The organism is Bacillus sp. ISL-35 (assembly GCF_018613355.1).
Lineage (GTDB): Bacteria > Bacillota > Bacilli > Bacillales > Cytobacillaceae > Mesobacillus.
Map to the genome: position 1 here is coordinate 145,073 of NZ_JAGGQK010000004.1, position 22,166 is coordinate 167,238.

Annotated in this window: 15 protein-coding genes; 9 read left to right on the top strand and 6 right to left on the bottom strand. The window is 42.2% G+C overall.

Translation table 11 applies throughout. The annotated features are described in order from the left end of the window. Positions 1-3: 3 nt before the first annotated feature. Positions 4-804 carry a formate dehydrogenase accessory sulfurtransferase FdhD gene (gene fdhD / locus J7E38_RS06870; protein ID WP_214706054.1) on the bottom strand — a complete coding sequence of 267 codons (801 nt, stop codon included), beginning with the start codon at positions 802-804 and terminating at the stop codon, positions 4-6. Positions 805-852: 48 nt separating this feature from the next. Further along, on the bottom strand, positions 853-2,112 hold the full coding sequence (locus J7E38_RS06875) for an L-lactate MFS transporter (protein WP_214706055.1): 1,260 nt from the start codon (positions 2,110-2,112) through the stop codon (positions 853-855). Positions 2,113-2,351: 239 nt separating this feature from the next. Between J7E38_RS06875 and J7E38_RS06880 the strand changes: the two genes are divergently transcribed. The 8 genes from J7E38_RS06880 to J7E38_RS06915 all read left to right on the top strand — a co-directional run bounded on the left by J7E38_RS06880 (position 2,352) and on the right by J7E38_RS06915 (position 16,056). Beyond that, positions 2,352-3,896: a response regulator transcription factor gene (locus tag J7E38_RS06880; protein WP_214706056.1), complete on the top strand. Its 1,545-nt coding sequence runs from the start codon at positions 2,352-2,354 to the stop codon at positions 3,894-3,896. 12 nt (positions 3,897-3,908) lie between these two features. Further along, a complete protein-coding gene (locus J7E38_RS06885; RefSeq protein WP_214706057.1) occupies positions 3,909-5,684 on the top strand; it encodes a cache domain-containing sensor histidine kinase in 1,776 nt (591 codons plus the stop codon). Between the two features lie 250 nt (positions 5,685-5,934). Beyond that, a complete protein-coding gene (locus J7E38_RS06890) occupies positions 5,935-7,224 on the top strand; it encodes an ABC transporter substrate-binding protein (protein ID WP_214706058.1) in 1,290 nt (429 codons plus the stop codon). A gap of 235 nt (positions 7,225-7,459) precedes the next feature. Then, complete coding sequence (locus tag J7E38_RS06895; protein WP_214706059.1) at positions 7,460-8,383, top strand: carbohydrate ABC transporter permease; 924 nt, start codon at positions 7,460-7,462, stop codon at positions 8,381-8,383. Continuing rightward, on the top strand, positions 8,376-9,194 hold the full coding sequence (locus J7E38_RS06900) for a carbohydrate ABC transporter permease (protein ID WP_214706060.1): 819 nt from the start codon (positions 8,376-8,378) through the stop codon (positions 9,192-9,194). The genes J7E38_RS06895 and J7E38_RS06900 overlap by 8 nt, the downstream gene beginning before the upstream one ends. 36 nt (positions 9,195-9,230) lie before the next feature. Further along, positions 9,231-12,254, top strand: coding sequence for a beta-galactosidase, LacZ type (gene lacZ, locus J7E38_RS06905; protein WP_214706061.1), 3,024 nt, complete (start codon positions 9,231-9,233; stop codon positions 12,252-12,254). Between the two features lie 58 nt (positions 12,255-12,312). Beyond that, positions 12,313-14,553: an alpha-galactosidase gene (locus tag J7E38_RS06910; protein ID WP_214706062.1), complete on the top strand. Its 2,241-nt coding sequence runs from the start codon at positions 12,313-12,315 to the stop codon at positions 14,551-14,553. Between the two features lie 324 nt (positions 14,554-14,877). Further along, the gene (locus J7E38_RS06915; RefSeq protein WP_214706063.1) at positions 14,878-16,056 is read left to right on the top strand and encodes an ROK family transcriptional regulator; all 1,179 of its coding nucleotides are present in this window, start codon (positions 14,878-14,880) and stop codon (positions 16,054-16,056) included. 28 nt (positions 16,057-16,084) lie between these two features. Here J7E38_RS06915 and J7E38_RS06920 read toward each other — a convergent pair whose 3' ends face one another. From J7E38_RS06920 to J7E38_RS06935, 4 genes are read right to left on the bottom strand one after another with little or no spacing between them, the layout of a single operon-like run. Further along, positions 16,085-17,125 carry an aldose epimerase family protein gene (locus tag J7E38_RS06920; protein ID WP_214706064.1) on the bottom strand — a complete coding sequence of 347 codons (1,041 nt, stop codon included), beginning with the start codon at positions 17,123-17,125 and terminating at the stop codon, positions 16,085-16,087. An 11-nt stretch (positions 17,126-17,136) separates the two neighbouring features. Continuing rightward, positions 17,137-18,615, bottom strand: a complete 1,479-nt coding sequence (gene galT / locus J7E38_RS06925) for a UDP-glucose--hexose-1-phosphate uridylyltransferase (protein ID WP_214706065.1) — start codon at positions 18,613-18,615, stop codon at positions 17,137-17,139. Continuing rightward, positions 18,612-19,613 (bottom strand): UDP-glucose 4-epimerase GalE, encoded by a 1,002-nt coding sequence (gene galE / locus J7E38_RS06930; RefSeq protein WP_214706066.1) that lies wholly within the window; start codon positions 19,611-19,613, stop codon positions 18,612-18,614. The genes galT and galE overlap by 4 nt, the downstream gene beginning before the upstream one ends. Next, entirely contained in the window at positions 19,613-20,797 is a 1,185-nt protein-coding gene (locus J7E38_RS06935) for a galactokinase (RefSeq protein ID WP_214706067.1), read from the bottom strand. The genes galE and J7E38_RS06935 overlap by 1 nt, the downstream gene beginning before the upstream one ends. 272 nt (positions 20,798-21,069) lie before the next feature. Between J7E38_RS06935 and J7E38_RS06940 the strand changes: the two genes are divergently transcribed. Next, positions 21,070-22,062 (top strand): galactan degradation operon transcriptional regulator GanR, encoded by a 993-nt coding sequence (locus J7E38_RS06940; RefSeq protein WP_214706068.1) that lies wholly within the window; start codon positions 21,070-21,072, stop codon positions 22,060-22,062. The last annotated feature ends 104 nt before the right edge of the window (positions 22,063-22,166 follow it).

A 22,166-nucleotide genomic window follows, 5' to 3' on the forward strand; every position in this document is an offset into this window, starting at 1 on the left:
CCCTTAATCGATTTTTTCTACAATCCGGTCTGGCCTTGTATACACATTCAGAGCATTGTTCCGGATAAAACCAACCGTCGTCATTCCCAGTTCATCCGCAAGCTCAAGCGCCATTTCTGTTGGTGCTGATTTCGATAACACCACCTCACAGCCGATTTTCGCCACCTTTGTGACGATTTCAGATGAGATCCGTCCGCTGAACACGATGATTTTATCTTCCAATGAAATTTGATGACGGAGACAATAGCCATATATTTTATCCAGGGCGTTATGGCGCCCAATATCCAGGCGGGACAGCAAGACACCGTCTTTTGTACAAAGTGCCGCATTGTGGACCCCGCCAGTTTCCTGGAAAACAGCTGAACGATTTTGCATCTCTTCCATTAATCGAAAACAATCTTGATATGTTAATAGAACATTCACCTGTTTAAAATGATGCGATAATCTCGCATCGTTAAAGAAGACAAATCCCTGTCTGCTTTTGCCGCAGCAGGAGGTGATATATCGCTTCGAGTGAAACTTTTCATAAAAAGGATTGGTATAGTTTGTTTTCGCATGGACAAAACCTTCTTTATCCTGAACCCATAAATCCTCGATATCGGCGAATTTCCTGATCACACCTTCTGAAGCTAAAAAGCCGATGACCATATCCTCAATTTTTTCCGGTGTACAGACCAGGGTAGCAAACTCTTTTTCATTCAATTTGATCGTAAACGGTTTTTCGGTCGCAATATCGTCGTCTATTTTTTCAACGTTCCCATTTTCATAACGGGTAATGGTTCGTTTCGTTCTCGTCATTTTCACGATTCTTGTTTCCTCCCCGTCCGCAAACAAAATAGGAAGAACGTAAATCTAAGCTGTTATTTCTGATTCATTTTGTTTTCGAAGCTTAGCCATATCCACTCTAATCAGCAGGGAAATGATGAAGGCTGCGACAAATAGTCCTGCAAATACCGATAAACTGCCGGCATACGAACCGGTTGTATCTTTTATATAGGCGGCAAACATTGGGCCTACCAGGCCGGCCGCTGCCCATGCTGTCAAAATGTAGCCATGGATGGCACCGAGCTGTTTTGTGCCAAATAAATCGCCGATATAGGCAGGAATCGAGGCGAATCCTCCGCCGTAGCACGTATAAATGACTGCAAGCATCACCTGGAAAAGCAGGGCATTGGTCGTGTGCGGAAGCATGAAAAACAAGCCGATTTGCAGGATGAAGAAAGTTGTATACGTATTCGGCCGGCCGATGAAATCTGAAATCGATGCCCAGCCAATCCGGCCCAGGCCATTGAAGATCCCGATTGCGCCAACCATAGCAGCAGCGGCGGCTGTCCCAATTCCAATCGACTCCATCGCGAGCGGTTTCGCCACCGCCAAAATCGCGATGCCGCAGGTGACATTGATGAACAGCATCAGCCATAAATACCAGAACCGGGTTGTTTTTACGGCTTCGTTCGCCGTCAGCTGGGAAAGGTCCATGACTGGCTTTGCGGCACCAGACTCAACCTTCTCCTTAAAGCCCTCCGGCATCCAGCCTTCAGGCGGCTTCTCCAAATACAAAGACGATGCGGTCATTAAGATGAAGTAGGCGCTTCCTAAAATGAAAAACGTGTTTGCGACGCCAACACTTTCAATCAAACTGTTCATGATCGGACTGGAAACAGCTGCAGCAAAGCCGAATCCCATAATTGCAAGCCCTGTGGCAAGCCCGCGCCGGTCAGGGAACCATTTTACAAGCGTGGAGACCGGTGCAATATAGCCAACACCAAGTCCAATTCCCCCTAAAACTCCGTAAAACAGATATAGGAGAATCTTTGAACCTAGTAAGACAGCAATTCCGGAACCAGCAATTCCGATTCCAAAAAAGGTTGCCGCAAGAAGTCCGGACTTCCTCGGACCATGCTTTTCCACAAAATGACCCAAAAACGCAGCAGCAAGACCCAGGAACAAAATTGCGATACTGAAGGTAAGCGCAACTTCTGAATCTGACCAGCCAAACAACTCTTTCAACGGGTTCGTAAAATTACTCCAGGCATAAACAGAACCAATCGAGATATGAATCCCCACAGCGGCAGCAGCAATCAACCAGCGATTTTTCTTCGTTTCAGCCATTCACTGTTTCCCCCTTTATAAACTTGTTTACAAGCTTTGATATACTTTATGACAATAAATGTTACGAAATTCGGACAATTTTAAATAAAGGGGACATGGGATGGATTTTTATAGCCAACTATCGCTTTCATTTTTTGATGGGATTACAACTTTGGTAATAATATCAGTATGAATCGATTGATCCATTATAGTAAAATGAGCATTAAGAGAGCATGTCGTCGTCAGGAGGGAGTGTAACGATGGGGGAGCAATGCAAGGTTCTAATTGTAGATGATGAGTTATTGATCAGGCAAGGCATCAAGCATTATCTCAATTGGGAACAGGAAGGTTTTACTGTTGTCGGGGAGGCTTCGAATGGACAGGAAGCCCTCCAATTGATCGAGAGCACACACCCGCACATCATCCTGACAGATATGGTTATGCCAATTATGGACGGTGAAGAATTAACAAAAACGGTCAAGGAGAGATTTCCCCAAATAGAGGTCATTATCTTAAGCAGCTTTGGCGACTTTGAATATGTAAGGTCCACCTTTCAAAGCGGTGTCGTGGATTATATACTAAAGCCAAAGCTTGATGCTGAGGGACTGTTAAGTGTTTTGAAAAAAGCAGCTAGTCGAATTCCAGATTTCGAACCGGTTGAAAAAAACCTGGACGAGCATCAGTCGATAGGGAAAATCATCAGTAAAATGATTTCCGGTTATGAAGCAGAATATGAGAAAAGCCAATTGCTGAACGTTTTTCCAAATAATTATTACTGTATCCTTGGTCTCGACCTTAGAAAACATCCTGATAAAGGGAAGACAGACTTTATCACACAGCTAGTAGAAAATCTCGAGCAAGTATTCATATCAAAAGGCGTTGTTCCACATTCTTTTAATTATGATCAAAATACGATTGGAGTCCTTTTAAATTACAACAGATCATCATTGCCAGAACTTACTGCTGTTGCGGAACAGTTTGCCTCATCCCATCCCCCAATTGGTTTAGTCTTAACAAAGGAATTTAAAGATTTTTCTCATTTGGGGAAGATTGTGAAGGAAAGACTATTAAAGCTGCTCCAATATCGATTCTATTTTCCGAATGTACCGCTTTTAACAGAAAAGAATCTTGGGACTGAAGTGACGGAATGTGCCAGCTTTGATCTTGATTGGTTCACTAGTGAACTCAAACGGAAGCATTTTGAATCAGCATTTGGTTATTTACAAAGCCATGTAGAAGAATTTTCCCGTTGCTACAAAACGGATGTGTTTGAATTTAAATCCTTTTTCGGCAACATCATTTTTAATATCACGGTTCTTCTTGCCAATATGGGTTATGAGGTAAAACAGCTGGAAAAAGACAGATATATTTATTTCCAATCAATTGAGGAAACACCAAATGCTGAAGAGACAGTGGTTGTAATGGAGCAATTTATTGATGAGGCGAAAAAATGCATTTTTTCGATGCCTGTTCAGCAAGAGGATCTCAATATTAAAGAAATCATGCAATATATGAGGGATCATTATGCAGAACCGATTACACTTAAGGATGTTGCTAAGCATTTTCATTTCAATCCTTCCTACCTTTCAAGCTACTTTTCCTCTCATAATGATGAGGGCTTCATTGAGTACTTGAACAAGGTCAGGATTGAGGAAGCAGAGAAGCTATTGACCAGCGCCAATGCTCCTATATCGGAAATCAGCAGTATGGTAGGCTATTCTGACCATAGCTATTTTTGCAAGGTTTTTAAAAAAGCTACCGGCTCATCTCCAAGCCAATACAGAAGAAAACAAAATTTGAGATAAGAGACAGAGACCATGGAATATATCCTAAAGCGTTTTAAACATAACAATCTTTTTATCATCATGTTTCTTATTACCTTCTTAATTATAAGTATCGTATCCATCACGATTATCTGGACAACAGTGCGTATGGCAGAAGAATTCTTCTTTGAGAAATTCAGTATTTCCAATGCCAAGATCATGAACCAGGTAAAAGACAATCTTGAGTCCTTTAATTATTCGATTGTTCTTGCTTCAAATAATCTCCTCCAAAACGGTACAGTCAGGGAGGTACTGTCGGAGGATGGATCGAATATGGAAAAAATGGATGCGTACTATATGCTAAGCCAGCAAATGAAAAGAATCCAGCCATATCTTGTATCCCATAATGTAAGTGTCATTGCCAGCGGTAAAAACGGTCTTGTGTTTGCAACGGACCGCAGCTATTGGCCAATTTCGGATGAAGAATTGAAAGTCAGTAATCTTACAAAGCAGACTCTAAACCAGCCTAAGAAATTGATGTACCATTACGACCATCAGGAAAGGGAAAATGCTAATACCGGGGATGAACGATTTATCGTTGCATCAAGGGGGTTAATGGAGCGAGGTTCAGGAAATGTTTATGGTGCTATGTACTTCGCAGTCAAGGAAAGTGATTTTCGCTACAAAGCATATAACAACTACACAAGTCCGGGTAATGATGTGTATATCGTTGATAAAGATGGCATTATTGTTTCCAGCAGCCGGACAGACCTCATTGGCAAAGAGGAAAAGGGGCTCCTCAATTTTGCAAAAGATATAAAGAGTACCCCAAATGACTATGTTGTCGGAAATTTTTTGGGCAAGGAGCATATCATTCTTGCCGAGTATCTGCCGTATTTCGATATGTATATGTTCAATGTCATTGACAAGGAGACAGCAATTGGCGATTTAATTGATAAAAGGAAAATTGCGATCATCTCCCTCATTATTGTCATGGCGGCAATGCTCGTCGTATTCCTTGCTACCAGAAGAGTTACGAATTCGCTCTCAAGGCTTGTGAAGCAAATTGAAAATGCATCGAAAACCGATTTCCACCAGTATGTCTCTGTTACCGGTACATATGAGACAAGACAAATTGGAAATGCCTTTAATTCAATGCTCGATGAACTTCAGGAGTATGTCGACCAGCTTGTGAAGTCCCAAAAACAACAGCGGAATGCTGAGCTTGCCGCTTTACAGCAGCAAATTAATCCGCATTTCTTGTACAATACCCTGACATCCATCAAGTTCATGGTCCAGCAGGGTGAAAAGGCCGAAATAGAAGCGACCATCAATGCGTTGATTTCCCTGCTTCAGAATACAATTGGCAATGTGAGCGAAACGATTACCGTCGAGCAGGAAATCAATAATTTGAAGAATTACGTGCTGATTAATCAAAAGAGATATGGAGACCGTATCAAGGTAAACTATTTTGTATCGCCGGATTGCCTGAACTATGAAATTCCCAAGCTGATTCTACAGCCATTCATGGAAAACTCCTTCTTTCACGGCTTTAATCATAAGCCTGAGGGTACCATCAATGTCCTGATCTGGCAGGATGGAGAAAGCCTCGTTTGTGAAGTGGCAGATAATGGTGACGGAATGGAAGTGGCCGCTGATACTAAGCTTCCTCCAAAAAGACGCAAACAGCAGTTGTTTTCCGGAATTGGTGTCAAGAATGTCCATGAAAGAATTCAGCTTATTTATGGGAGTCAATATGGCGTCAGCATTTCAAGTGAAGTAGGGGAAGGAACGAAGGTGCATATTACTTTGCCCATTAAACAGGATTAGAAACAAAGCCTCCAGAAATGGGGGTTTTTTTACTAATATCAAAACAATTAACTCAGCGGCAAATTTATAACCAAAAATAATCCTATAATCCAAAAATAATACAAATCACAGAATGTAAACGCATTCAATCGCTAAAAATTCTACAAGAACAGAGAAATATCTTCCTAATGAAAACGCTTTTACAGGTGTTATCATTGTTTTACAAAGCGATTACGCTTTCAAAATATCATATCCATAGGGGGATAGGTCGATGAAAAAAGTATTTGCACTATTTTTAGTGAGTATGCTGTTGTTGACAGCTTGTTCTTCCGGTTCTAAATCGGACCAAGCATCCGGGGATTCAAAAGATTCGAATAAAATTACGGTATGGGCATGGGATCCAAACTTCAATATTAAAGCTATGAATATAGCAAAAGATACTTACGCTTCAGAAAACAAAGACGTACAGATCAACATCGTTGAAAATGCACAAGCTGACATCATCCAGAAGTTGAACACCAGCTTGAGCTCTGGTACGACAAAGGGGCTGCCTAACATCGTCCTGATCGAGGATTATCGTGCACAAAGCTTCCTTCAGGCGTATCCTGATATGTTCCATGAGTTGACTGGTACATTCAAAGCAGAAGATTTCGCTGATTACAAAATTGCACCAACAAGCCTTGATGGCAAGAACTATGGTTTGCCATTTGATACAGGTGTTGCTGGTTTATATGTAAGAACAGATTACTTAGAAGAAGCAGGTTACAAAGTCGAAGATTTGCAGGGTATCGATTGGAATCAATATATCGAGATCGGCAAGAAAGTGAAAGAAGCAACTGGCAAGCAAATGCTGACTCAAGACCCTAACGACCTTGGACTAATCCGCATGATGATTCAATCAGCTGGAGCATGGTACACAAAGGAAGATGGAAAAACTCCTAACCTCAAAGATAGCGAAGAATTAAAAGTTGCTATGGAAGTTTATAAAGAACTTTTAGAAGCTGACCTTGTAAAGCCAGTGTCTGACTGGAGCCAATTCCTTGCCGGATTTAACAGTGGCGATGTGGCAACTGTACCAACTGGAAACTGGATTACACCTTCTGTAAAAGCGGAAGCTTCACAATCAGGCAAATGGGCCGTGATCCCATTCCCTAAGTTACCTGGTGTTGAAAACTCAGTTAACGCTTCAAACCTGGGTGGAAGCTCATGGTATGTTCTTAATGTGCCTGGGAAAGAAAAAGCAGCTGATTTCTTAGCTAAAACGTTCGGTTCTAATTCTGATTTTTATCAGACACTGAATACGGAAATTGGGGCAATCGGTACTTACAAACCAGCTGCGGAAGGAGAAGCTTACCAGAGCGCAGATGAGTTCTTCGGAGGACAAAAAATCATCTCTGATTTCTCTAAGTGGACAGAGGAAATCCCTCAAGTCAACTATGGCCTTCATACTTATGCCATTGAAGACCTTCTTGTAGTCGAAACTCAGAACTACATCAAAGGAAAAGACCTGGATAAAGCACTGGAAGACGCTCAGGCTCAAGCTGAAACACAGCTTAAATAATACAATTGCAAGCTTCACATTTTGAAAATGATACGTAAAAAGCCTTGGGAATTCGCCGGCTTCTCCACTAGGTTCAGCGGAGCTACTGATTTGTCAGGCGAGATTTCCCGAGGCTGTCTTTTTATAAGAACGATGGTTGAAATTGCTTGTGCAACTTAAAACAGGCAGCAGGGGATGAAGCAAGTCTCCGCATGTGGAATTGTTACTTTATTAACAAGGTAAGGAGTGTTATGACATGATACCGGCAAAAGCTAACCCTGGTGTTCAAATTCAAAAAACGAGCCGGAACCCTCGGCTGAAAAGTACGGTGATCGGCTGGTCCTTTGTTATCGTTGCTGCCGTCATGATTTGTCTGTTCTACTTTTATCCAATGATCCAGGCACTGATTTTGTCCTTCCAATCTGGAACCGGTGCCAATCTTTCCTTTGTCGGTCTCGATAATTACGCGCGTTTATTCAAGGACCCTACATTTATTGCAACAGTGAAAAATACGATGATTTATCTGGCCATTCAAGTACCTGTCATGCTTTTGCTTGCGATGTTCCTTTCGGTTCTATTAAATGACAAAATGCTGAAGTTTAAGGGCGCTTTCCGGACCGCGATCTTTCTGCCGGCGGTCACTTCCCTTGTAGCCTATGCGGTTATTTTCAAATATTTATTCGGCCAGGATGGCATCATTAACATTATGCTAGTAAAAACCTCTTTGATTGAGGCACCTATTCAATTTTTAACGGATCCTTTCTGGGCCAAGGTCACAATTATTATCGCAATTACCTGGCGCTGGACTGGCTATAATATGATTTTCTTTCTTTCAGCACTGCAAAATATTGATCAATCAATTTATGAAGCTGCAAAAATTGATGGCGCCAATGCTTTTCAGACATTTTTCAAAATCACAGTACCGATGCTAAAGCCCATTATTCTTTTTACTTCCATAACGTCTACTATTGGTACGTTGCAATTATTTGACGAGGTCATGAATATTACCAAAGGCGGACCAGGGAACTCCACGATGACGATTTCCCAGTACATTTATAATCTTTCGTTCAAATATACTCCTGATTTCGGCTATGCAGCGACTGTCTCATATGCAATAGTAATCATGATTGTCATTCTAGCAATCATTCAGTTCAAAGTGGCAGGTGATAAAAATGACTAAAAGAGTTTTTGCCTATATCATTCTAACAATCGCTTCAATCGTTTCTGTTTTTCCGTTCATTTGGATGATAGTCAGTGCAACGAATAAGTCGGTTGATGTCACGAAGGGCCGCCTGCTTCCGGGTGCACATTTTGGAGAAAACCTTACAAATCTATTAAACACAGTCGATCTAGTCCCTGCCTTGATCAACTCGGCAAAGATTTCAATTTCGACGACAATCTTGGCTATGCTAATCGCGTCATTGGCTGGTTACGGTTTTGAAATCTTCCGCAGCAAAGCGAAGGATTTGGTCTTTAACATCCTGCTGCTTTCAATGATGATTCCTTTTGCAGCGTTGATGGTGCCGTTGTTCAGGATGTTTGGTTCGGTTTCACAAACATTCCCAATGGTGGGAATTGATACATTGACAGCTGTCGTACTGCCTACGGTGACAACAGCGTTCCTGATCTTCTTTTTCCGCCAAAGCACCAAGATGTTCCCGAAGGAGATTCTTGAAGCCGGAAGAATTGATGGACTGTCAGAGATTGGACTCTTTTTCAGAATTTATATCCCGACAATGAAAACTACCTATGCAGCGGCAGCGATTATTACATTCATGGCGAGCTGGAATAGCTATCTTTGGCCGCTTGTCGTCCTGCAGTCCCCAGAAAACATGACAATTCCATTGCTGATCTCGAATCTTGGATCCAGTTATTCACCGGACTTCGGCGTTATCATGACAGCAATCGTGATTGCAACCCTTCCAGTAGCGATCATCTTCTTCATCATGCAAAAACACTTCGTTGCAGGGATGATGGGTTCAGTGAAATAGTAACTTACGATAAGAATAGAAAGGGAGCTTGTTAGAATGACAATTCCTAAAATAGAGTGGCTTTCAGATGTTCAAGTTTTTGCTGTAAATCGAGTCCGTGCCCATTCAGATCACGAATACTTTGAAACGGTGGAAGAAGCGAAGAGTGGTCAACCTATGTCAATGAGACATGTATTGAATGGTGCTTGGAAATTCCATTATTCAATTAATCCGGCTCACCGTCCTGAGCATTTTTATAAAAGGGACTTCGATAGTTCTGTGTGGGGAGACATCACGGTGCCTGGGCATATTCAGCTTCAAGGCCACGGCCAGCCGCAATATGTGAACACGATGTATCCTTGGGATGGCATCGCCGATATTCTTCCGCCCGAAATTCCAGCGGACCATAATCCAGTCGGAAGTTATGTGAAAATGTTTACTCTTCCAGCTAACATGCAAAACAAACCGGTTTATATTTCTTTCCAGGGTGTGGAATCCGCGTTTTACGTTTGGTTAAATGGTGAGTTTGTCGGCTATAGTGAGGATTCATTCACTCCAGCAGACTTTGACCTGACCCCATATATTGCAGAAGGGGAGAATAAGCTGGCTGTTGAGGTTTACCAGCGCAGTACGGGCAGTTGGCTCGAGGATCAGGATTTCTGGCGATTCTCAGGCATCTTCCGTGATGTGTATCTTTACACAATTCCTGAAATCCATGTTTTTGATGCCAATATCCGTGGTGAGCTGGATGAATCTTATACAAAAGGGACGATGTTGGCAGACCTTAAGTTTTTGGCAGGACAGCCATCAAAGGTGACAGCCGAGCTGTATGATTCAAAAGGTGATCTGGTTGCTTCGCAAAATGGTGAAATAGGTGAGGCCATGACATCAATTTCAATTGCTGTCGACCAGCCGAAGCTCTGGAGTGCTGAAAACCCATATCTTTATCAATTATTGATTCACGTTTATAACGAAGGTGGAAGCTTAGTAGAGGTCATCCCGCAAAAAGTTGGTTTCAGGCGTTTTGAAATGATCAATAAAATCATGCATTTGAACGGAGAGCGGATTGTGTTCAAGGGAGTCAACCGCCATGAATTCAATTGCTATACAGGAAGGACGATTTCGAGGGAGGATATGCTCTGGGATATCAAGACGCTTAAGCAGAACAATATTAATGCCGTAAGGACTTCTCATTACCCGAATCAGAGCTATTGGTATCAGCTATGCGATAAGTATGGCGTCTATGTTATTGATGAAATGAATCTTGAAACACATGGTTCATGGCAAAAAATGGGCCAGGTAGAGTCTTCGTGGAACATTCCAGGCAACAAACCGGAATGGGAAGATATTGTCATGGACCGAGCAATATCGATGTATGAACGGGATAAGAACCACCCATCCATTCTAATTTGGTCGTGTGGCAACGAGTCTTATGGCGGCGAAGTGATTCTGAATGTTTCCCGTTATTTTAAAAAGGCAGATCCAGGACGCCTCGTTCATTATGAAGGAGTATTCTACACTCCTGATTACCGTGAAACGAGCGATATGGAAAGCCGGATGTATGCAAAACCGGCAGACATTGAAAAGTATTTAAGTGAAGATCCTGAAAAGCCTTATATCAGCTGCGAGTACATGCATGCGATGGGCAACTCGCTTGGAGGCATGCATAAATACACAGAGCTCGAGCAGAAATACCCAATGTATCAAGGCGGATTCATTTGGGACTATATTGACCAATCGCTGATTAAAAAGGATCGCTATGGAAAAGAATTTTTAGCTTATGGCGGTGACTTTGGTGACAGGCCAACAGATTATGGGTTCTGCACAAACGGGATTGTCTACGCAAACCGTGAGCTTTCTCCTAAGATGCAGGAAGTTAAATTCCTATATCAGAGCATCAAACTTGTACCGGACTCTGACGGTGTAAGAATTATCAATGAGAACCTTTTTACTGATACAGCGGATTATGTACTTGAATATAGCTTGCTGCTTGAAGGGAAAGAGGTTTACCGTGATCAGCTTGAGGTGAATGTTAAACCTCAAAGCGAGGGAAGAGCAGAATTCAAATTCCCTGCTGATATTGCGGCTGCTCCTGGAGAGTATTCCATTCAAACAGCTTTCAAATTGAAAGAGAAGACGGTTTGGGCGTACGCAGGCCATGAGGTTGCTTTCGGACAATATGTTTTTGAGGTAAAAGCTGAGGAACAGCCTGCTGTTGAAGGTGAGCTTCGTGTCGTTCATGGAGATGTCAATATAGGCGTTCACGGCCGTGATTTCTCGGTGATTTTCTCAAAACAGGTTGGAAGCCTTGTATCATTGAACTATGCTGGCAGAGAAATGATTGCACTGCCGCCTGCGCCATTATTCTGGAGGGCAACTACTGATAACGACCGGGGCTATGCTCAGGGTTATCACTCAGGTCTATGGTTTGCGGCAAGCCTGGCTCGTAAATGTGTGGGAATAACGGTTGAGGAAGAGCGCAATCAAATCAGCATCGGCTTTACTTATAACTTTTCAGTCAGTTCAGAGGTTGAGGTAAAGGTGATGTATACTGTTTTAAGTGACGGAAGTGTTCATGTTAAATCCACTTTCCACGGCGCACAAAACCTTCCGCAGCTGCCGATTTTTGCGCTGTCATTCAAGACTTCTGCTGACTACGACCAGCTTGAATGGTATGCAATGGGTCCTGAAGAGAACTATTCAGACCGTTCTATGGGAGCAAGACTAGGAATTTTCAAAAAACAGGTAGCCGATAATCTTTCAGGCTATGTCATGCCGCAGGAATCGGGGAATCGGACAGGGGTTCGCAGGCTTAGTGTTACGAATAAAAAGGGACAGGGAATCAGGATTTCGTCTATCGATGAGTCTCTCGACTGCAATGTTTCCCCGTACACTGCCTTCGAGCTAGAAAGTGCCCAGCACGTATATGAGCTTCCGCCAATCCATTACAGTGTAATTACAGTGGCCGGAAAGCAAATGGGTGTTGGTGGAGATGACAGTTGGGGTGCCCCAGTTCACGATGAGTATCTAATATCTGCTGAACAGGATATGGAATTTGAATTTAAGATTGAGAGAATTTAATACAAGTAAAGAGCCTAGAGGTTTCCAGGCTCTTTGCTTTATATAAAGGAGAGCCGTTATGCTAATTAAAGTGAACGAGGAGAAAAAACAATTCCATCTAACAAATGGAAAGGTTAGCTATATTTTTCATGTCATGAAAAATGGACAGCTGGGACATCTGTATTACGGAAAGGCGATCAGGCACCGTGCTGATTTTGCACACCTGCAAACCTATGATGTACCTACAGCAGCAAGCTGCCATATATATAAGGATGACCCAGCGTTTAGTCTGGAAACACTGCGCCAGGAATATCCTGCTTATGGAAACTCGGATTTCCGCGAACCGGCGATTAGTGTCAATAAGCTCGGCGAAAATCATATACCTGATTTTAAATATGATTCATTCAAAATACAGGGGGGCAAGCCGGGTCTAGAAGGACTGCCTGCGACCTATACGGAACATAATGAGGAAGCAAGCACACTGCAAATCGTATTAAAGGATGAATATCTTCAGGCAGAGCTTGTGCTCAACTATACTATTTTCGCTGACAAGCCAGTCATTACTAGAAGTGCTTCCTTGAAAAATGAAGGGGAAGCAAGACTTTCACTTGAGCGTCTAATGGGAGCATCCATTGATTTTCCTGATAAGGAATTTTCAATGATACACTTGGGCGGCACATGGTCACGTGAAAGGCATGTGAAAGAGAGAAAGCTTGAGATGGGGATCCAGTCGATCTCAAGTACCCGAGGGGCTAGCTCGCACCATCATAATCCATTTTTGGCCTTGAAACGACCAGACACAACGGAGCATCATGGCGAGGTTTTCGGATTTAATTTTGTTTACAGCAGCAATTTTATCATGCAGGTTGAAGTCGACCACTATGATGTGGCGAGATTGACGGTCGGTATCCATCCATATGGTTTTAAGTGGAGATTAAATCCCCAGGAAACATTCCAGACACCTGAAGTAGTCATGGTATATTCTAGCCTGGGCTTGAACGGAATGAGCCAGGCCTTTCACTCCCTCTATGGGGATAACCTGATTCCATCACAATGGAAGAAGGAAATCCGTCCAATATTGATTAATAACTGGGAAGCAACTTATTTTGATTTTGACGAGGAAAAACTAGTTAATATCGCAAAAGCGGCAAGTGACTTAGGAATTGAATTGTTTGTCCTCGATGACGGCTGGTTTGGCAAACGCAATGATGACACCTCCTCGCTTGGAGATTGGCATGTTGATATGAATAAACTGCCTAATGGCCTGGAAAGCTTAGCTAGGAAAATCACTGAAACAGGAGTGAAATTTGGCCTCTGGTTCGAACCAGAAATGATCAGCCCAAACAGTGAATTATTCAGGGAGCATCCAGATTGGGCTGTCGGTGTTCCAGGACAGCCCCATACCCTTGGACGGAACCAGCTTGTACTTGATTTTTCAAGACCGGAAATCGTTGAGTATATTTATGGGAAAATGTCTGCGATTATCAGGCAGACAGGCTTATCCTATATCAAGTGGGATATGAACCGCAATATTACGGAAGCTTTTTCAACGAAACTTGCGGCAAAAGATCAAGGTGAGTTTTTCCATCGTTATATACTGGGAGTCTACGACCTTTACAATCGTTTGACTCAAGAATTCCCGAATGTACTGTTTGAATCATGTGCCGGCGGTGGAGGGCGCTTTGACCCTGGAATGATGCATTATGCGCCACAGGCATGGACCAGTGATGATACAGATGCGATTGAACGGCTAAAGATCCAACATGGGACATCTTTTGCCTATCCTTTATACAGCATGGGGTCACATGTTTCGGCTGTACCTAATCATCAAACATTAAGGACGACTCCGATTTCAACCCGTGCAAATGTTGCTTACTTTGGCACCTTCGGTTATGAGCTTGATCCTCTGAAGCTGTCGGAAGAGGATAAAAATGATATTAAAGAGCAGGTCGCTTTTTACAAAAAGCACCGCAAATTAATTCGGGATGGCCAGTTTTATCGACTGGTGAGCCCATTTTCCGAAAACGAAACTGCGTGGATGGTTGTTAGTCCAGATCAATCCGAGGCATTGATTGGCTGGTATAAGGTATTGGCAACAGCAAATCCGCCAAAACAGCAAACCCTGCGCCTTGCCGGATTAGACGAAGGCAAAGTCTATGAAGCGGAAGGTTTGAATAATACATTTTATGGGGATGAATTAATGGCTATTGGATTGCCATTGCCAACAGAGTTTAACGGGGTCAATGGAAAAAAAGCCGAGAGGGGCGGAGATTTCCAGTCCCAGGTGTTCTACTTAAAGAGTACGGATGAGATTAAGTGATAGACTACAGGTAGTAGCTCCAATTTTTTATCGGATCAAAAGCGAGGTGACCCTCTTTTGGGGAGTCACCTTTTCGCTGTGTTGGTAAGTGCGATATTGAAACGTGCCATTTTAGTATTTTCACTGTTTATTGAAACTTGTGAATAGACATTTCTGATTATCAGCAGCATCTATGATCTTTGTTCCTGTTTCTTTTTCAATAGCTGTGCGTTCGAATTGCAGTTACAATTCCTAAGGCTATTTATTACTCTTAATTATTAATTAAGTTAATTAAGTATGTTGTGATATAATCTAATTAAATAAACGATTTTTTGGAGGCTATAAATGCAGCGCGGTACATTTCAATTAATGAAGTCTGTTAATAAGTCAATTATTCTAAATAAAATCCGTAAATCTGAGCCAATATCCCGAGCCCAAATAGCGAAAGAAACAAGTTTGACTCCTCCGACAGTAAGCAGCATAGTGAAAGAATTGATTGATCAGGATTTGGTAAGGGAAAGCACCCTTGGCCATTCAAGCGGAGGGCGTAAACCAACGATGCTGCATATTAATGCTGGAGCTTTTTATGTCATTGGTATTGATGCTGGGCCGGAAAGAGTGGAAGGCATACTAAGTGATCTGACAGGTAAAGTTATACACCGGACTTCGAATCTGCTTGAGAAGCCGTTAACCAGTGAGCAGTTTCTATACAGGTTGAAGGATATCATCAATAAAATATTGGGGATTTCTAATATTAATGAAGAGAAGATCATTGGGATTGGAATTGCCATGCACGGGGTCGTGGATGTCGAAACAGGAACTTCACTCGTAGCGCCAATATTGAAATTGAGAAATATCCCGATTAAAGAAATTTTAGAGAAAGAGTTTAATTTAACGGTAAAGGTTGAAAATGATGCGCGGGCCATGGCTCTTGGTGAATCCTGGTTCGGCGGTCATAGCGATGTCGACAGTATGGTCACCGTCAATGTTGGGCGTGGTGTCGGCGCAGGTGTAGTCATGAACGGGAGATTATATCATGGTGCCCAGGGGATTGCCGGTGAACTGGGGCACATGACCATCGATATGAACGGGGAAGTATGTGAGTGTGGGAACCGTGGGTGTCTGCAGACATTAGTTAGTGGCGAGGCGATTGCAGACAGAGCTAGTAAACAGATAGAAGGGATTCCGAAGAAAAGTACAGGAAAGGACATATTCAAGTTAGCTGAACAAGGCGATGAAAAATGTATTGGTTTACTCCAGGAAACGGGGAAGATTCTTGGAATTGGTATGACAAATTTAATTCATTTGGTTAATCCCGGGAAAATCGTTTTAGGCGGCGGGGTCATGAAGAGTGAAAGATTCATTATGCCGGTTCTGCTCGAAACAATTCATCAAAGAGCTTTGACGGAAGAAGCAAGAGAGACTGAGATATTGGTAACAAGACTGGGGGATGATGCAACATTATTAGGTGCTGTATCGCTGCTGCTGATTGAACTCTTTGATCCAGTCACAAAAATAGGCTGAACCTTTTATTTAAAGGTTCAGCCTATTTTTATCTTTTAATAACGGTGAAGGTGAAAGTAGTCTGTTTTTGATAAGGTTCCCCGGGTTTTAAAAGAATCCCCGGTAAGTGATCATTGTGCAATGAAGCGGGAGACCCTTGGGTTTCAAAGCAGACACCATGATGTTTTCGCGAAATGCCTTCAGCCAGCTCTAAGCCATCTTCCAGAGCATTGGCTGTATACATAACCATACCTGGCTGATTTGTAATTACTGACATTTTACGGCCACTGTTAGCATCTTCGATGATTGCCTGAAATTCTGAAGAATCTTCGAGAACGAAATAATGATCATAACCATTACCGACAATCTTGTTCTGCTCAAAGTTGTTTTCCAATCCGGTACTTAGGCTGCGGCCGCTGCGAAAATCGAATGGAGTTCCCTCAACATCAGCCAACTTTCCGGTTGGTATCAAGCTTTCGTCAAGTTCAACATATTTGCTGCTGTTCATTGTAACTCGATGATCATGAATGGTGTTCTTTAAATTTCCGCTTAAATTAAAGTAAGAATGGTTGGTTAACGTAAGCGGTGTGGTTTGATCACTGGTTGCCAGGTAATCAATTATAAGCTGATCCTGGTCATTTAGAGTATAGGTAACTGTAACGTCGAGGTTGCCTGGATACCCGCTATCACCATCATGGCTTTTTATAGTAAGCTTTAATCCTGCTTCAGTCTCCTTTTCAAAAGGGGAGACCTTCCAAATCAGCTGGTGAAATCCTCCAGGTCCTCCATGTAAATGGTTCTCCCCATTGTTTGCTTCAAGATTATATGTGCTGCCATCAAGTTCAAAGGAAGCTTCTTTGATCCTGCCGGCGACTCGGCCAATTATGGCGCCAAAATAATTTGGATTTGTCCGATACTCCTGATAATTTTTATAGCCCAGGACGATATTCTCAAGCCTGCCAGTTTTATCAGGGATCATGATTTTCGTAATAATTCCACCGAAATCCAGTACACTAACGCTGATTCCATTATCATTTGTAAGTGTATACTCTGTCCAGTTCCCAAGAAGTTCATTCGTGACTCTTATCATGTAATTTCCACCTATTTATTTAATGTGTCTATGAATCTTTCAAATACCGGTTGCTCTTTTAATACCCCGGCATCTTCAAGGCATCTGACAAATTTCTTTCCAAGTTCCTCTTGTAAAATGGCCTCTGCCTGTTTCCGGTCAGCGATTTCTCCATACGCTGCTTTTATCTCTTCCGCCCACTGGTGATGGTATGCTTCAACAGAGCTGGGATTGCCTAGCAAATATTCCTCGATCTCAGCTAACTCATCCTTGAGTCTTGGAGGCAATACAGCCAGACCCATTACTTCGATCAATCCGATGTTTTCCTTTTTAATATGATGGACATCAGCGTGTGGGTGGAAAATGCCCATTGGATGTTCCTCTGATGTCCGGTTATTCCGGAGGACAAGATCAAGTTCAAACATGCTATCCCGTCTTCTGGCAATTGGTGTAATCGTATTATGCGGGGTATCACCAGTAAAAGCGAATACATCTGCTGCTTCATCAGAGTAACTTTTCCAGGTTTGCAGAATATGGTCACCTGCGTTGGAAATTGTGTCTCTGTCATATCCTTTTAAGCGGATTACTGACATTGGCCACTTTACTACAGATGCGGATATCTCCGGATAATCCTTTAGTTCAAAAGAGAATGCATCCTCAGCCCGGGTCATCGCAAATTCATAGTTACCGCCCTGATAATGGTCGTGACTTAAGATAGATCCGCCAACAATCGGAAGATCAGCATTTGAACCAATGAAGTAGTGAGGGAATTGGTCTGTAAAGCTGAGAAGCCGCTGGAATGCCGCCTTATCTATCTTCATTTCGCGATGCTCTTCAGATAGCAGGATCGAGTGTTCATTGTAATAAACATATGGTGAATACTGAAGATACCAGTTTTCGCTTTCAAGAGGGACATGTATAATCCTGTGATTCGCACGGGCAGGATAGCCAGTTCGTCCTTCGTAGCCTTCGTTTTCCATACACAATAGGCATTTCGGATAATTACTGGTCTGTTTCATAGCTCGTTCGCGTTTAATTTGTTCTGGATCCTTTTCAGGCTTTGATAAATTAATTGTAATATCCATTACACCGTATGCTGTATCAACCTTATAGGAAATATTTTTAGCGATTCTGTTCAACTGGATATAATTATTATTTTTACTTAGATTGTAAAAGTAATCAGTCGCTGCTTTTGGTGATACCTGATATCTCTCGTTGAAGGTTTTATTGACGACAGAGGGAATCGGTACAAAGCAGTTCATAATATTAGCGGCTAGAATCTCTTTTTCATCAAAAACATCTTCTATGATGGCTTCACCTACGGCAAAAGCAATAATTTTATCCACAAGGTTGGGAATCGTGTCATTGTCAGGATGGACCTTATCTTGTGGAATAGTTTCAAGTCCGATTAAGCTCATCACTTGGTTTCGTACATAAATCCTGTCAGCAGGTTCAATGAGTTCAGCCTCTTGCGCTTTTTGAATTAGGCCTGCTATATACTGATGGATCATGATAACACTTCCTTCTGATATCCATCGGGATGAGAGGAGTGCCAATTCCATGCATCCTCGATTATTTTCATGATGGAGGTACGGGTTGGCTCCCAGCCTAGTACTTGCCTTGCTTTCTCCGAACTGGCTATTAAAACGCTTGGATCGCCAGCCCTGCGAGGACCAATTTCGGCAGGAATATCCTTGCCGGTTACGCTTCGTGCTGTTTCAATCATTTCTTTCACCGAAAATCCCTGGCTGCTGCCCAGGTTGAAAATATTGCTTAGACCACCATTCCTTAAATAGTTTAATGCCAGCAGGTGGGCATCGATTAAATCTTCGACATGGATATAATCCCGGATACAAGATCCGTCTGGAGTGTCGTAATCCTCGCCAAAAATAGTAATATGCGATCTTTGGCCTAAAGCGGTCTGCAGGATAATAGGGATAAGGTGCGTTTCAGGACGATGGTCCTCCCCGATTTCTGCTGTTTCTCTTGCGCCAGCCACATTGAAGTAACGGAGTGAGACATATTTTATGCCATGGGCATGCTCCGTCCACTTCATCAGTTTTTCCATTGTCAACTTTGTCTCACCGTAAGCGTTGGTTGGGTTTGTCGGTACCGCTTCGGTAATCGGGACGGTTTCAGGCTCACCGTAGGTTGCCGCAGTGGAAGAGAAGACGATCTTATCCACATTGTGTTCGACCATAACCTTTAGGAGCACTTGAGTTCCATAAACATTGTTATCAAAGTACTTAATCGGATTCTCCATTGACTCACCTACAAGTGAATTGGCAGCAAAATGAATCACAGCATCAATGGATTCTTTTTTAAAGACTGAGCGAAGAAAATCGATGTTTCTGATATCCCCTTCATAAAACTTTGCCTCAGGATGAATCGCTGCTCTATTGCCGGTTTCTAAGTTGTCAATGATGACAACCTGTTCATTTTGGTCGATTAATTGATAGACTGCGTGTGACCCAATATAACCAGCTCCGCCTAAAACCAATACACTCATTATATTTCCTCCTCAATAAGTTCCTTCGCTCCATCACCGATTGCTGCAGTATAAAATGTGGCGTCAAAGCCGACTGTATCACGGTAACGGGAATTAACAGCTTCTTGGAAGTCATCTACTTTGTTCTTTTCCACAATCGCAATGGCACATCCGCCGAAACCGGCCCCGGTCATACGTGCGCCCAGGGCACCATCCTGATCCCAGGCAGCCTGGACAATCGTATCCAGTTCAAGGCCAGTAACCTCATAGTCATCCCTTAAGGAGACATGGGATTCATTCATCAATTTTCCGAAGCGCTCGAGATCGCCTTGCTGCAGTTTTTCGAGAGCTTCCAAAGTGCGCGCGTTTTCATGGACAGCGTGTTTTGCACGTCTTTGATTAATTTCATCCTTGATCAGATGTTTGTGTTTCTCGAATTCCTCAATAGTAAGCTCTCCTAAACTGCCAATAGAAAGCCCCTGCTGCAGGTCCTTTAATGCCTGCTCACATTGTGCGCGGCGTTCATTGTATTTTGAACCGGCCAGCGTCCGTTGTTTATTCGTGTTAATAATCATGATCGAGTGGTTTTCCAATGCAATTGGAGCATATTTATACTCCAGTGTCTGGCAATCCAGCAGGATGGCATGGTCTTTCTTCCCCATACCAATGGCAAACTGGTCCATGATGCCGCTATTGACACCTATATAATTATTTTCGACCTTTTGGCCAAGCTGGATCATCGGAATCCGTTCCAAAGTTAAATTGAATAGTTCGGTTATTAGTACTCCTGTTGCGAGCTCGATGGAAGCGGAAGAAGATAGTCCTGCTCCATTTGGAATGTTACCGAAGTATAAGATGTCAGCTCCATTGAGAACCTCATAACCTGCTTCTTTTAAATAAAGAATGACACCCTTAGGGTAATTAGCCCAGTTATCTGAATCATCAAAGGCTAAGTCTGACAAGTCAGCCTCAATTATTCCAGTTTCGGGGAAGTTCATGCTATAAAAACGTAGTTTCTGGTCATCCCGTTTTCTTCCTAAAGCATAAGTACCATATGAAATGGAAGCAGGGAAGACATGACCGCCATTATAGTCAGTGTGCTCACCAATCAGGTTGATTCTTCCCGGTGCAAAAAATACTCTAGGAGTTTCAGATGTGTCATACATAGATTGAAATTTTCTTGTTAAATCAGCTGTTATACTCATAATGGCCCCCTAAAATTTTTACTATGAAGTAAAAGGTTAGCATACACTTTGTTAATTAATTTAATTAAGTTAATTAAAGTTTACTATAGATTCTCACGGAACGCAATATAAAAAGGGTCTTTCCTGTTAGGCAGAGCCTAATATGGACTTTGAAACAATTATTCAAGCACCATTGAAGAAAGCGACTTGACTATTCTATATTTCGAGTAGTAAAATTTAGTAAAAAGTTTTACTAAAAATATTTTATCAAGGAAAAACATGGAGGAAATGAAATGGCAACGATTAAAGATATTGCTGAAAAAGCAGGATATTCGATATCTACGGTTTCGAGGGTGCTGAACAACGATCAGAGTCTGTCTGTTTCAGATGATACAAGGGAAAAAATTTATGAAGTTGCAGAGCAATTAAATTACCGTAAGAAAGCCGTTAGGACACTTGTTAAGAACATTGCCTTCTTATACTGGTTAACTGATAAAGAGGAACTTGAAGATGTTTATTATAAAACGATGAGGGAGGAAATCGAAAAATTAGCCAGGTTCTATAATGTAGAACTCATCACTTATAAAATCAATGACGGTATCCATCAAATCCCTGATAGTATCGAGGGATTTATAGCGGTGGGAACTTTTTCAGATAAAGAACTTGCTCACCTTAGAAGCCTGACGTTGAATGGTGTATTCATTGATTCAACACCTGACCCTGATCATTACGATACTGTAAGACCTGACTTACCACAGATAACCCGGAGAACAGTTAATTTTCTGATGGAAAAGGGGCATACCGAAATTGGCCTGATTGGTGGAACGTATCATAACCCGAATACAGATGAGGATGAGAGAGATCTGCGTGAGCGTGTATTTCGCCGGTATATGGAAGCGAAAGGTTTGTTGAAGGAACAATACATCTTCACTCATAGAGGTTTCTCCGTTGATAATGGATACTATCTCATGACAAAAGCGATTCGTGAGCTTGGAGATGATTTGCCAACAGCTTTCTTGGTAGCGGCAGACCCGATTGCTGTAGGCTGCCTGCAAGCCTTGAATGAAAATGGAATTTCAATACCCAACCGAGTCAGTGTTGTCAGCATCAATAATATCAGTGTTGCAAAATATGTTTCTCCCCCGCTGACTACTTTTAATATTGATATTAAGTTAATTTGCAAAAACGCAATCGAGCTATTACTGGAACGAGTGTTAGAGAAAAGAAAACTCGTGAAAACTTTATATATAGGCTCAGAATTGGTTATACGCAAAAGTACAAACTGAAGCAAAAATGTATTTTCGTAAAATATTTTACTAAATTAAGTAAAAAAATTGTTTACATCTTTTCTTGCTGGTGCTATATTCTAATTACTAAAGCGCTTTCAGTT